The sequence below is a fragment of the Pseudonocardia sp. McavD-2-B genome (assembly GCF_024124365.1).
Taxonomy (GTDB): Bacteria; Actinomycetota; Actinomycetes; order Mycobacteriales; family Pseudonocardiaceae; genus Pseudonocardia; species Pseudonocardia alni.
Genome location: NZ_JAMXSG010000170.1, coordinates 1 through 12447, shown reverse-complemented (window position 1 = coordinate 12447; position 12447 = coordinate 1). Strand labels below are relative to the sequence as shown.

Genomic DNA, 12447 nt, shown 5'->3' with positions numbered 1-12447 from the left:
GGCACGACCCCGGTAGACGGGTCGCGGCGCACCCCGTCGAGCAGCGCGGCCGCGGCCGCGTAGTGCCCGGAACCGCCCCGGGCGACGGCGGCCGCCCACCGCAGCTCCACCGGCCCGTCCGGGCGGCCCGCCGCGGCCACCTCCCGGTCCGTCGCCGCCCCGGCGAGCAGGGCCCGTACCTCCGCCGAGGGCGCTCGCCGTGCACCACCCTGTCGGACGTGCACCATCGTTCACCTCGAATCAGGTTTGCGGCCGCCATGGCCAGGGAATCTGAGCGTCGTCAGGTTCGATAGCGAAGGCAGGTGACGAACATGGCGGACATCCGGAGGCTTCCCGGCCCGGTCGCCGACATCTACGACTGGCAGATGGAGGGAGCCTGCCGGGGGATGGACAGCGCGTTCTTCTTCCATCCCGAGGGTGAGCGAGGTCCCGCCCGGGCCCGTCGTGAGACCCGAGCGAAGCAGGTCTGTTCCGAGTGCCCCGTGGTGCAGCAGTGCCGCGAGCACGCACTGAAGGTGCACGAGCCCTACGGCATCTGGGGCGGCCTGTCCGAGTCCGAGCGGGACGCGATCATCCGCGGTCCGCGCCGCACGCTCAAGGTCGCCGCCGAGGCGACCGTCCAGCCGGTGGAGATTCCCGTTCACACCGCCTGAGAGGGCCCCGACCCGCGGGGGCTCCCATCTCCCGTCGGACGGCACACACACTCCCTGCCCCGCAACGCACAACGGCGGGCGACCCGAGGGTCGCCCGCCGTCGTCGTGCTCGGACCGGATCAGTGACCGTGGCCGTGCCCGTGGCCACCGGCCGGGGCCGGGTCGGCCTTCTCCGGCTTGTCCACCACGGCGCTCTCGGTGGTCAGCACCATGCGCGCGATGGACGCGGCGTTCTCCACCGCCGACCGGGTCACCTTGACCGGGTCGATGACGCCGTCGGCCAGCAGGTCGCCGTAGGAGCGGGTGGCCGAGTTGTACCCGGTCCCCCAGCCGCCCTCGGCGACGCGGGACACGACGATCGCGCCCTCGTCGCCACCGTTCTCGGCGATCCAGAACAGCGGCGCCGACAGTGCCCTGCGGACGATCGCGACACCGGTCGCGGCGTCACCGGTCAGGCCCAGGCCATCGGCGAGCTCCGCCGCGGCGTGCACCAGCGCGGAGCCACCGCCGGGGACGATGCCCTCCTCGACCGCCGCACGGGTCGCCGCGACGGCGTCCTCGATGCGGTGCTTGCGCTCCTTGAGCGCGGTCTCGGTGGCGGCACCGGCCTTGATGACCGCGACGCCGCCGGAGAGCTTGGCCAGGCGCTCCTGGAGCTTCTCCTTGTCCCAGTCGGAGTCGGACTCCTCGATCTCGCGCTTGAGCTGCGCGACACGACCCTCGACGTCGGCCTTGGAGCCGGCGCCCTCGACGATCGTGGTGGCGTCCTTGGTGACGACGACGCGCCGCGCGCGGCCCAGCAGCTCGAGCCCGGCCTCGTTCAGCTTCAGGCCGACCTCGGGGTTGATGACCTGACCGCCGGTGGCGACCGCGAGATCGTCCATGAACGCCTTGCGGCGGTCACCGAAGAACGGCGACTTGACCGCGGCGACCTTGACGGTCTTGCGGATCGAGTTGACGACCAGGGTGGACAGCGCCTCGCCCTCGACGTCCTCGGCGATGATCAGGAGCGGCTTGCCCTCGCCGAGCACCTTCTCCAGCAGCGGCAGCAGATCCTGGATGGACCCGATCTTGTCGCGGTGCAGCAGGATGTACGGGTCGTCGAGCGCCGCCTCCATGGACTCGGAGTCGGTGACGAAGTACGGCGACAGGTAGCCCTTGTCGAACTGCAGACCCTCGGTGATCTCCAGCTCGGTCGAGAGGGTGGAGCCCTCCTCGACGGTGATCACGCCGTCCTTGCCGACGGTGTTGATGGCCTGGGCGATCAGGTCGCCGATCTCCTGCTCGCGCGAGGCGATGGCGCCGACCTGCGCGATGTGGCTCTTGGCGTCGACCGGGGTGGCCTTCGCCAGCAGCACCTCGGAGACCTTGGCCGAGGCCGCGGCGATGCCCTGGCCCAGCGCGAACGGTGCGGCACCGGCCGCGACGTTGCGCAGTCCCTCCTTCACCAGCGCCTGGGCGAGCACGGTGGCGGTGGTGGTGCCGTCGCCCGCGACGTCGTTGGTCTTGGTGGCGACGGTCTTCGCCAGCTGCGCGCCGAGGTTCTCGTAGGGGTCCTCGAGGTCGACCTCACGGGCGATGGTGACGCCGTCGTTGGTGACGGTCGGGCCGCCGAACTTCTTGTCGATGACGACGTGCCGGCCGCGCGGGCCGAGCGTCACCTTCACCGCGTCGGCGAGCTGGTTCACGCCGCGCTCGAGCGCGCGACGGGTCTCCTCGTCGAAGCTGATCTGCTTCGCCATGTCTTGTTCTCGCTACCTCTCGGGATACTCGGGTTCTCGGGGGAGAGACGCGACCGCCCCGGTGCGGGCCACCCGTGAGGGTGGACCACCCGGGGCGGTACGTCAGGCGATGCCTCGCGTCAGTTGACGACGGCCAGCACGTCGCGCGCGGAGAGGATCAGGTACTCCTCGCCGTTGTACTTGACCTCGGTGCCGCCGTACTTCGAGTAGATGACGACGTCGCCGACGGCCACGTCGAGCGGGACGCGGTTGCCGTTGTCGTCCACCCGGCCCGGGCCGACGGCCAGGACCTTGCCCTCCTGGGGCTTCTCCTTGGCGGTGTCCGGGATGACGATGCCGGAGGCGGTGGTGGTCTCCGCCTCGCTGGCCTGGACGACGAGCTTGTCCTCGAGCGGCTTGATGTTCGCCACGACGATGACCTCCCCTTCCTGGGGTGAATCCGGTGTCACGGGTTCTCTAGCGGTGTCAGCAGCGCGCACGTGGCGACTCCCGCCCCGCCGTCGCGGGTGCCGGGGCGGAGGTCGTCCGCCGCGCGCGTTGGCACTCTATCCATGAGAGTGCCAGAAGCCGAGCGGGGGCTCAACCGCGCCGTTCGGGCGTGTCGGGAGTTCCCTGTCGTCGCCCGTTGTTCACGTACTCGTCGACCGACGGCCCGGTGTCACTCGATCGGGAGCGTTGCACTGCACATCGTGATCACCTCCCGCCGTTCGCTGCTGCGCGCCGGACTCAGCGCCGCCGCCGTCACCGCCGCCGCACCCCTGCTGCCCGGCGCCGCCGCCGCGGCGCCCGGACCCGCCCCGGCCCGGCCGCCGGGCGACCCGTTCGGGCTCGGCGTGGCCTCCGGGGAACCCGATCCGACCTCGGTCGTGCTGTGGACCCGGCTCGCCACCGACCCCGTCGCCGAGGACGGCCTGGGCGGGCTCGGGAACCGCGCCACCGACGTCGAGTGGGAGGTCGCCGACGACGAGCGCTTCACCCGGGTCGTGCGTCGCGGCCGGGTCCGCACCGGGCCGGACGCGGGCCACAGCGTGCACGTCGAGGTGCCGGGGCTGCGTCCCGGCCGCGACTACCACTACCGCTTCCGGGTGGGCCGCACCGTCTCCGACGCGGGCCGCACCCGCACCGCGCCCCCACCGGCGTCGATGACACCGGTGCACATGGCCTTCACCTCGTGCTCGCAGTTCGAGCACGGCTTCTTCACGGCCTACCGGCGGATGGCCGAGGAGCGTCCGGACGTGCTGCTGCACCTGGGCGACTACGTCTACGAGTACCCGGCGCAGGACTACGTCGCGCCCGGCGGGAACGTGCGCGACCACGCCGGACCGGAGACGACGACGCTGGCCGGCTACCGGCAGCGACTGGCCCAGTACCACGCCGACACCGACCTGCAGGCCGCGCACGCGGCCACGCCCTGGCTCGTCGTGTTCGACGACCACGAGGTCGAGAACAACTGGGCCGGCGACGTGCGGGAGCTCCCGCTCGACCCGCCCGGGGACTTCACCGCGCGGCGGGCCGCCGCGTTCCGCGCCTACTGGGAGAACATGCCGCTGCGCGCCGCCCAGCGCCCCCGCGGCGCGGCCATGCGGCTGTATCGCCGCGTCGGCTGGGGCGGGCTGGTCACCTTCCACATGCTCGACACCCGCCAGTACCGCGGCGACCAGCCGTGCGGGGACACCTTCCGCAGCGACTGCGCGGAACGCACCGACCCGGCCCGCTCGCTGCCCGGGTCGGCACAGGAACGCTGGATCGCCGACGGCTTCGCCCGCTCCCGCGCCCGCTGGGACGTGCTGGGCCAGCAGGTGTTCTTCTCCCAGGTCGACTTCACCCCGGGCGCGGGGCGCGGCTTCAACCCCGACGCGTGGGACGGCTATCCCGGCTCCCGGGACCGCGTCGTCGACTCCTGGACCGCGGCCACGCGGCGCGGCGGCGCACGCAACCTCGTCGTCCTCACCGGCGATGTGCACGCGCACTGGGGCGCCGACGTGAAGCGCCGCTTCGACGACCCCGCCTCGCCGGTGGTCGGCACCGAGCTGGTGTCCAGCTCGATCACCTCGGGCGGCGACGGCTCGGAGAAGCAGAACGGCTCCGACGCCGTCCTCGCCGACAATCCGCACATCCGGTTCCACAACAACCGCCGCGGCTACGTCAGCACCCGGTTCACCGCGGACCGGATGGAGGCCGAGTTCAAGGTGGTGCCGTTCGTGAGGCAGCCGGGCGCCCCGGTGCAGACCCGCGGACGGTTCGTGACCGAGGACCGTCGGCCGGGCCTGCGACCGCTGTAGCGGAGTAGGTTGGGACGCGTGGCTGACCTGGTTCTCGGCGCGAACGTCTTCGGGTGGACGGCGGACAGGGAGACCTCGTTCGCCGTCCTCGACGCGTTCGTCGCCGCCGGCGGACGGATGATCGACACCGCGGACTCCTACATGTGGCGCGCACCGGGGAACTCCGGCGGCGAGTCCGAGACGATCCTCGGCGAGTGGATGGCCGCCCGCGGCAACCGCGACGCGCTGCACCTCGCGACGAAGGTCGGTGCCCTGCCCGGCCGGGAGGGCCTGTCGGCGGAGAACATCGCGGCCGCGGCGCGGGACTCACTGCGCCGCATGGGCACCGATCGGATCGACCTCTACTACGCCCACCGCGACGACGAGGCGACCGCGCAGGAGGAGACCCTCGACGCGTTCGACGCCCTGGTCCGCGAGGGGCTGGTCCGCGAGGTCGGCGCGTCGAACTTCTCCCCGGAGCGGCTGCGTTCGGCGCTGGAGATCTCCGCGCGCGACGGGCTGACCGCGTTCAGCACCATCCAGCCGCACTACAACCTCATGGAGCGCGACGCCTTCGAGGCAGGTCTGGCCCCGCTCGCCGAGTCGGAGAAGCTGGCCGTCCACCCGTACTACGGGCTGGCCAAGGGCTTCCTGACCGGCAAGTACCGGCCCGACTCCCCCTCCCCGGAGGGCCCGCGTGCCGAGGGCGCGGCGGCGTACCTGGACTCCCGCGGCCGCGCCGTGCTGGCCGGGCTCGACGAGATCTCCGCCGGCTACGGCGTCCCGGTCCCGGCGATCGCCCTGACCTGGCTGGCCGCGCAGCCCGCGGTGACCGCGCCGATCGCGAGCGCACGCACCGTCGAGCAGCTGGAACAGCTGCTGCCGATGCTCACCCTGGAGCTGACCGACGACGAGCTGCGCCTGCTGTCCTACCTGTCCGCGACGTCCTGAGCGGCCTTGGGCACGCGGTCGCGGCGCATCGTGTGGGCGTCGGCCATCGACGGCCGGTAGTAGCGCTTGCGCAGCCCGACCACGGTGAACCCGTGGCTCTCGTACAGCGTGCGGGCCGGGACGTTGTCGGTGCGCACCTCCAGGAACACCGTGGCCGCCAGCTCGTCGGCGACGGCGAGCAGCCCCCGCAGCAGCGCGCGGCCGATGCCGTGGCCCTGCCAGGCCGGGTCGACGCCGATCGTGTGCACCTCCGCCTCGGCCATCGGCGGCCCGGCGACGACGGCGAGCCCGGCGTAGCCGACCAGCTCGTCACCGGCGCGGGCGGCGAGGTAGAGCTGGCCGGAGGAGACGGCGTCGCGGAAGGCCTGCGCGCTCCACGGGTCGTCCCCGGGGAACAGGATCTCCTCCAGCTCCGCGCAGCGCGCCGCGTCGGCCCGGTACAGCGGGCCCAGCGAGACGGTGGCGTTCACGCGGTGACGCGCTTGCGGCCGGTCGGCTCGACCGCGTCGGGGCGGCGCAGGTAGAGCGGCTCGACCGGGGCGGGGGCCCGGCCGGCGAGCAGGTCCGCCGCGGCGACGCCGACCAGCCCGTCGACGGTCGGGGCGCCGGGGCCGCCGATCTCGCGGCCGAGCCGCTGGGCGAACGACGGATCGCCGGCCACCGAGCCGATCGCCAGCTCGTCCAGGCGCGCGGCCAGCGCCTCCGGGGCCTCGACGGCCGGGCCGGTCAGCCTGCGGACCGAGCGGGCGTCGGCGGGGTCGGACGCGTCGTAGGCGGCCCAGTAGACCTCTTTGCGCCGGGCGTCGGTGACGACCAGCAGGTTCCCGCCGGTGTGCAGCCCCCAGGCCAGGGCGTCGTGGGTGACGACGCCGTGCACCGGCACGTCGAGGGCGTGGCCGAGCGCGGCGGCCGAGGCGATCCCGACCCGCAGCCCGGTGAACGGGCCCGGACCGGCGCCGACGACCACCGCCCCGACCTCGGCGAGCGCGTGGCCCGCCTCGGCGCACAGCGCACGGACCGCGGGCATCAGCAGCTCGCCGTGGCGGCGGCCGTCGTGCGCGCGGGCGGCGAGGGTCCGCGGCCCGCCGTCGGGGCCGAGGTCGACGAGACCGGCGGTGACCACGGTCGTCGCGGTGTCGAGGGCCAGTACCAGCACGCCGGCAAGCCTACGGACGCGCGGTGCGGCGCAGCGTCGCGACCCGGGTGTCGTCGTCGCGGCGCTCCAGCGTGATCGTCACCGCGGACCCGGCGAGCCGCTCCGCGACCCCGACCCCCCACTCGACGGCGACGACCGCCCGGTCCAGCTCGGTGTCGAGGTCGAGGTCGTCCAGCTCGGCCGCGACGTCCACGTTCCCGTCGGGGCCGCCCAGCCGGTAGGCGTCGACGTGCACCAGGGCCGGGCCGTCGCCCGCGGAGGGGTGCTCGCGGGCGATCACGAACGTCGGCGAGGCCACCGTGCCGGTCACCCCGAGCCCGCGGGCCAGGCCGCGGACCAGGGCGGTCTTGCCCGCGCCGAGCGGGCCCGCCAGGAGCACGACGTCACCGGCGACCAGCTCGCGCCCGACCGTCCGGCCGAAGGACTCGGTGTCGGCGACGGTCGGCAGCTCGGTGACGACGGCGTCCGCGCCGGGGGCGGGGATCACGGCCGGTCCTTCTTCCGGGACCGGCCGGCCCGGGCCGGGATGCGGCTGCCCCGGCGGACCCGGCCCGCGCTGCGCAGCAGCCCCTGCAGCGCACCGCCCGCCTCGGCCTGCTCGTCGTCGGTCGTGTCGGTGAGCTGCGGCGGGCGCTTGGCGCGCAGCCCGCCGCCCGCGGTGCGCTCGGTGGTGCGGGCGATCAGCGCGTCGAGCTCGGCGTCGACGACCTCGGGCTGCTCCAGCATCGGCATGTGCCCGACCCCGGGCAGGCGCACCAGCCGGGCGGTCGGGACCGCCTCGGCGATGACCTCGCTGTGCCGCCACGGGATGATCCGGTCGCCGTCGCCGGCCAGGACGAGCACCTCGCAGCCGGACAGGCCGGGCAGCGCCGCGAGCCGGTCGTGGGTGCCGAGGGTGTCGACGAAGTCGGTGAGCGCGCCGACGGCGTTCGAGTCGATCATCGTGTCGACGAGGTCGACCATCCGCGGGTCGACCTGGCGGTCGCCGTAGGCGAAGCGCTTGGTGAACACCCAGATGATGTCGCCCAGCGCGCGCCGGCCCGTCTCGACCAGGCCGGGCTGCCACGCGGCGAGCCCGCCGAGGGTCCGGATGACCGGGTTGCGCCGGGACAGGAACGTGCCCGGCAACCCCGAGGACGCCATCTCCCCCGCCGAGGTCGACACCAGCGCCACCCCGGCGACGCGCTCGTGGAACAGCTCCGGGTGCTGCTCGGCCAGCGCCATCACGGTCATGCCGCCCATCGAGTGGGACACCAGCACCAGCGGACCCTCGGGGGCCACCGCGCGGATGACGGCGTCCAGGTCGCGGCCGAGCTGGTCGATCGTGCAGGAGTCCGCGGGAGCCCGCTCGGAGCGGCCGTGGCTGCGCTGGTCGTAGAGCACCATCCGCACCGACGGGCCGGTCAGCCCGGCCAGGTGCGGCCGCTGCTCGGACCAGGTGCGCCGGTCCAGGGCGAATCCGTGCACCAGCACCACCGTCAGCGCGGGCTCCGAGCCGTCGGCCGGCGCGACCACCTCGCAGGCGATGCGGACGCCGTCGTCGGCCATCACCGACATCTCCTCGCCGACGGTGCCCGGCGGCGTCCCGGCGTGCGCGGACATCTCGGTGGCCAGGCTGCGCCGGGTGGCGGCGATCTTGCGTCGCTGCGCGGCGACGCCGACCCCGGCCGCGGCGCCCGCCGCGCCGACCACACCGCCCGCGATCCCGGCGACGGTCCATCCCCTGCGGCTCATGCGACTCCCCCGCGCCCGTCGGACACCGTGCGGCGCACCCGCCCCCGGACGCCCGTGACGATCTCGTAGTGGATGGTGCCCAGCTCGTCGGCCCACTCGCGGGCCGTCGGTCCGCCGTCGGCGCCGGTGCCGAACAGCTCGACCGGGTCGCCGATCGCGACCGGCAGTACCCCCGGCCGCCCGCAGTCGACGACGAACTGGTCCATGCAGACCCGCCCGGCGACCGGCCGGACGGTGCCGCCGATCCGCACGCGCATCCGGCCGCCGTCGTTGAGCCGGCGCGGAACGCCGTCGGCGTAGCCCAGCGGCACCAGTGCCAGCGTGCGCGGTTCGCGGGCGACCCACTCGTGGCCGTAGGACACGCCCTCGCCCGCCTCGACGGTCTTGGTGAGCGCGACCCGGCCGCGGAGAGTCATCGCCGGGCGCAGCGGGCTGTCGGCGGGGCTGGCGATCGGGTCGAGCCCGTAGACGGCGATCCCCGGCCGGACGACGTCGAGGTGCAGGTCGGGGCGGGTCATCAGGCCCGCCGAGTTGCACAGGTGCAGCTGCGGGGCGAACCCGCGGTCCCGGGCGAGCGCGGCGGCGGCGTGCAGCCGCGCGGCCTGGCTGTCGACGGCGGGCTGGCCCGGCTCGTCGGCGGCGGCCAGGTGCGACCACACGGCCACGACCTCGCAGGTGCCGTCGGCGACGCCGTCGGAGACGTCGTCGAGCAGGGCGGGCCACTCGCCGGGCGGACAGCCGTTGCGCGACAGCCCGGTGTCGGCCTTGAGGTGCAGCCGGACCCGGCGGCCCGCGGCGCGGGCACCGGCCAGCACCGCGGCGAGGTGCACGCGGCCGGACACCGACAGCTCCACCCCCGCGGCGACGGCGGCGGCGAAGTCGGCGTCGGGCAGGTGCAGCCAGGACAGCAGCGGCGCGTCGACGCCGTCGGCCCGCAGCGCGAGCGCCTCCTCCAGGGTGGCGACGCCGAGCCGGGTCGCCCCGGCCGACAGCGCCGCCCGTGCGACGGCGGCGGCGCCGTGGCCGTAGCCGTCGGCCTTGACCACGACCATGGTCTCGGCCCCGGACGCGAGACCCGACAGGTACCGGGTGTTGTGCCGGACGGCGTCGAGGTCGACCACCGCCTCGGCCGCCGGTGCGCCCGGTCCGGGCCGGGGCCGCGGACCGGGTGCGGGGTCGGTCGTGGGTAGCACGGCCCCGATCATCGCATCCCGGTCCGTGGCGGCCCGGTCCTGAGCCCGGCTCAGTCGGTCCCGGCCTCCATCGCGGCGCGGTCGAGGGACTCCTCGGCCTGCTCGGCGTCGGGGTCCGACGGCGTCGCGGTGATCTCCGCCGCACGCCCGGCCTCGATCTCGCCGACGAAGGTGCCGAACTCGCCGCCGAGCATCCCGGTGGCCGAGTACTGCTCCAGCTTGGCGCGGGAGTCGGCCAGGTCCAGGTTGCGCAGGGTGAGCTGGCCGATGCGGTCGCCCGGGGTGAACGGGGCGTCCTCGACGCGCTCCATCGAGAGCCGGTCCTCGGCGTAGGCCAGGGCGGGGCCGCGGGTGTCGAGCACCGACCAGTCGTTGCCGCGGCGCAGCCGCAGCGTGACCGACCCGGTGACCGCGTTGCCGACCCAGCGGGTCAGGGACTCGCGCAGCATCAGCGACTGCGGCTCCAGCCAGCGACCCTCGTAGAGGAGCCTGCCGAGCCGGCGGCCCTGCTCCTCGTAGGCCGACAGCGAGTCGTGGTTGTGGATCGCCGACACGAGCCGCTCGTAGGTGACGAACAGCAGCGCCATCGCCGGGGCCTCGTAGATGCCGCGGCTCTTGGCCTCGATGATCCGGTTCTCGATCTGGTCGGTCATGCCCAGGCCGTGCCGGCCACCGATCCGGTTGGCCTCGGTGACCAGCGCGACCGGGTCGTCGTAGCGGGTGCCGTTGATCGCGACGGGGCGACCGGACTCCCACTCGACGGTGACGTCCTCGGTCTCGACCGCGACGGCCGGGTCCCAGAACCGCACGCCCATGATCGGCTCGACGATCTCGATCGAGGTGTCGAGGTGCTCGAGCCTCTTGGCCTCGTGGGTGGCGCCCCAGATGTTGGCGTCGGTCGAGTACGCCTTCTCCGCGGAGTCCCGGTAGGGCAGCTCCCGCTCGCCCAGCCAGGCGCTCATCTCCGCGCGGCCGCCGAGCTGGTCGACGAACGCCTCGTCCAGCCACGGCTTGTAGATCCGCAGGGCGGGGTTGGCGAGCAGGCCGTAGCGGTAGAACCGCTCGATGTCGTTGCCCTTGAAGGTCGAGCCGTCGCCCCAGATGGAGACGCCGTCGTCGGCCATGGCGCGGACCAGCAGGGTGCCGGTGACGGCGCGGCCGATCGGGGTGGTGTTGAAGTAGGGCATCCCGCCGGCGCGGATGTGGAAGGCGCCGCAGGCGATCGCGGCGATGCCCTCGTCGACCAGTGCACGACGGCAGTCGACGACGCGGGCGGCCTCGGCGCCGTACTCCAGCGCACGCTCGCGGACGGCGACGAGGTCGGGCTCGTCGGGCTGTCCGAGGTCGGCGGTGTAGGCGTAGGGGACCGCGCCGTTCTCGCGCATCCAGGCGACGGCGACGGAGGTGTCGAGGCCACCGGAGAAGGCGATGCCGACGCGCTCGCCGACGGGGAGGCTGGTCAGGATCTTCGGCACGCGCGGAACGCTAACAACCCGCTCCCGGCGCAGGTCCGCCGGTGTGCCGCTTCAGTGCCCCGACGCCGCCGACCGGACCGACCGCAGCGCGACCGGGATCGCCGCCTGCATCGCCGACGCCGGTGCCGGGACCGGCGGCAGCCCGTGCTCCCGGGCGGCCGCCGTCGCGGCGCGGGCGTGCACCAGCGTCGCGCAGCCCGCCGCCCACCACGGGTCCAGCCCGGCGGCCAGCAGCGCGCCGATCATGCCGGTGAGCACGTCGCCGGAGCCCGCGGTGGCGGCCCAGGAGTCCGCGGCCGGGTCGACCAGCACCCGTCCGTCCGGTGCGGCGACGACGGTCGCGTTCCCCTTCAGCAGCACCGTCACCCCGAGGTCGGCGGCGGCGCGGCGGGCGGCGCCGATCCGGTCGGGCCCGACCTCGCCCGCGATCCGGGCGAACTCCCCCGCGTGCGGGGTGAGCACGACGGGCTCGCCGTGGATGCGCACCCGCAGGTGGGCGTCCTGTGCGAGCAGGGTGATCGCGTCGGCGTCGAGGCAGAGCGGCACCCCGCGGTCCAGCGCCTCCTCCAGCACCGCCCGGCCCTGCCCGCCGGTGCCCAGCCCCGGCCCGACCGCCCAGGCCTGGGTGCGGCCCGCGTCGGTGATGTCGCCGGTGGCGACGATCTCCGGCCAGTGCCTGCGGACCTCGTCGGCGGCGGACCCGGCGAAGCGGACCATCCCGGAGGTGGCCAGGGCCGCGGCCCCCGCGGCGAGGACGGCGGCGCCGGGGTAGGTGGCCGACCCGGCGGCGATCCCGACGACGCCCTGGCTGTACTTGTCGTCGTCGGGTCCCGGGACCGGCCAGCGGGCACCGACGTCGCCGTCGGACAGCACCCGCGCGTGCGGCTCGATCCCCTCGAGGAACGGCCCGAGCCCGAAGTCCACCAGCCGCACCGGGCCGCAGAGCGGGGCGGCGAGGGCGTGCACCGGCTTGCGGCAGCCGAAGGTGACCGTCAGCGCGGCGCGGACGTGCGGCCCGTCGGTCGCCCCGGTGTCGCAGTCGACACCCGAGGGCAGGTCGCAGGCCACGATCGGCACACCCGCCCCGTCGGCGGCGGCGACCAGCTCCGGGGCCGGGTCGCGCAGCGCACCGCGCCCGGAGATGCCGACGATCCCGTCGACGACGACGTCCGCCCCCGCCACCAGCGCCCGCGCCGGGTCGAGCGCGCCGGCGGCCGGGGTGCCGGTGCCGGTCCTGTCGCCGGGGCCGGTCCCGGGGTCGCTGCCGGTGCCGGTGTCGCCG

At 74.8% G+C, this 12447-nt stretch carries 12 protein-coding genes and 1 pseudogene; 3 read left to right on the top strand and 10 right to left on the bottom strand.

Going from position 1 to position 12447, the window contains the following annotated elements; all coding sequences use genetic code 11:
- On the bottom strand, positions 1-227 hold a 227-nt coding region (locus tag NH602_RS20385; RefSeq protein ID WP_253068633.1), incomplete at its 3' end, for a hypothetical protein.
- A gap of 84 nt (positions 228-311) precedes the next feature.
- Between NH602_RS20385 and NH602_RS20380 the strand changes: the two genes are divergently transcribed.
- Positions 312-653 carry a WhiB family transcriptional regulator gene (locus NH602_RS20380; RefSeq protein ID WP_073576856.1) on the top strand — a complete coding sequence of 114 codons (342 nt, stop codon included), beginning with the start codon at positions 312-314 and terminating at the stop codon, positions 651-653.
- A gap of 119 nt (positions 654-772) precedes the next feature.
- Here the strand turns inward: NH602_RS20380 and groL are convergent, their stop codons facing one another.
- Both groL and groES read right to left on the bottom strand, forming a co-directional pair.
- Positions 773-2395 (bottom strand): chaperonin GroEL, encoded by a 1623-nt coding sequence (gene groL, locus NH602_RS20375; protein WP_073576434.1) that lies wholly within the window; start codon positions 2393-2395, stop codon positions 773-775.
- 119 nt (positions 2396-2514) lie between these two features.
- Positions 2515-2805 carry a co-chaperone GroES gene (gene groES, locus NH602_RS20370; RefSeq protein ID WP_020623960.1) on the bottom strand — a complete coding sequence of 97 codons (291 nt, stop codon included), beginning with the start codon at positions 2803-2805 and terminating at the stop codon, positions 2515-2517.
- A 279-nt stretch (positions 2806-3084) separates the two neighbouring features.
- Between groES and NH602_RS20365 the strand changes: the two genes are divergently transcribed.
- Together NH602_RS20365 and NH602_RS20360 are read left to right on the top strand one after the other, a co-directional pair.
- A complete protein-coding gene (locus NH602_RS20365; protein ID WP_253068632.1) occupies positions 3085-4677 on the top strand; it encodes an alkaline phosphatase in 1593 nt (530 codons plus the stop codon).
- Positions 4678-4695: 18 nt separating this feature from the next.
- Entirely contained in the window at positions 4696-5607 is a 912-nt protein-coding gene (locus NH602_RS20360; protein WP_253068631.1) for an aldo/keto reductase, read from the top strand.
- Here the strand turns inward: NH602_RS20360 and rimI are convergent.
- The 7 genes and pseudogenes from rimI to NH602_RS20325 form a co-directional block, all read right to left on the bottom strand.
- Positions 5586-6077 (bottom strand): ribosomal protein S18-alanine N-acetyltransferase, encoded by a 492-nt coding sequence (gene rimI, locus NH602_RS20355; RefSeq protein ID WP_073576436.1) that lies wholly within the window; start codon positions 6075-6077, stop codon positions 5586-5588. The two genes, NH602_RS20360 and rimI, sit on opposite strands and share 22 nt — an antisense overlap.
- Positions 6074-6763, bottom strand: a complete 690-nt coding sequence (gene tsaB, locus NH602_RS20350) for a tRNA (adenosine(37)-N6)-threonylcarbamoyltransferase complex dimerization subunit type 1 TsaB (protein ID WP_179761834.1) — start codon at positions 6761-6763, stop codon at positions 6074-6076. Before tsaB ends, rimI begins: the two co-directional genes overlap by 4 nt.
- Positions 6764-6773: 10 nt before the next feature.
- On the bottom strand, positions 6774-7250 hold the full coding sequence (gene tsaE, locus NH602_RS20345; RefSeq protein ID WP_073576438.1) for a tRNA (adenosine(37)-N6)-threonylcarbamoyltransferase complex ATPase subunit type 1 TsaE: 477 nt from the start codon (positions 7248-7250) through the stop codon (positions 6774-6776).
- Complete coding sequence (locus NH602_RS20340; RefSeq protein ID WP_100878719.1) at positions 7247-8497, bottom strand: alpha/beta fold hydrolase; 1251 nt, start codon at positions 8495-8497, stop codon at positions 7247-7249. The genes tsaE and NH602_RS20340 overlap by 4 nt, the downstream gene beginning before the upstream one ends.
- Positions 8494-9690, bottom strand: coding sequence for an alanine racemase (gene alr / locus NH602_RS20335; RefSeq protein ID WP_253068630.1), 1197 nt, complete (start codon positions 9688-9690; stop codon positions 8494-8496). Before alr ends, NH602_RS20340 begins: the two co-directional genes overlap by 4 nt.
- A 202-nt stretch (positions 9691-9892) precedes the next feature.
- Positions 9893-11165 (bottom strand): annotated as a pseudogene (argG, locus tag NH602_RS20330) (argininosuccinate synthase); the annotation flags it as partial.
- Positions 11166-11216: 51 nt separating this feature from the next.
- Positions 11217-12447: NAD(P)H-hydrate dehydratase (locus NH602_RS20325; RefSeq protein ID WP_253068629.1), on the bottom strand; the 1231-nt coding region annotated here is incomplete at its 5' end.

Coding starts and splice junctions, on each gene's coding strand:
- NH602_RS20380 (WP_073576856.1), top strand. CDS start 312: ATGGCGGACATCCGGAGGCTTCCCGGCCCGGTCGCCGACATCTACGAC.
- groL (WP_073576434.1), bottom strand. CDS start 2,395: ATGGCGAAGCAGATCAGCTTCGACGAGGAGACCCGTCGCGCGCTCGAG.
- NH602_RS20340 (WP_100878719.1), bottom strand. CDS start 8,497: ATGAGCCGCAGGGGATGGACCGTCGCCGGGATCGCGGGCGGTGTGGTC.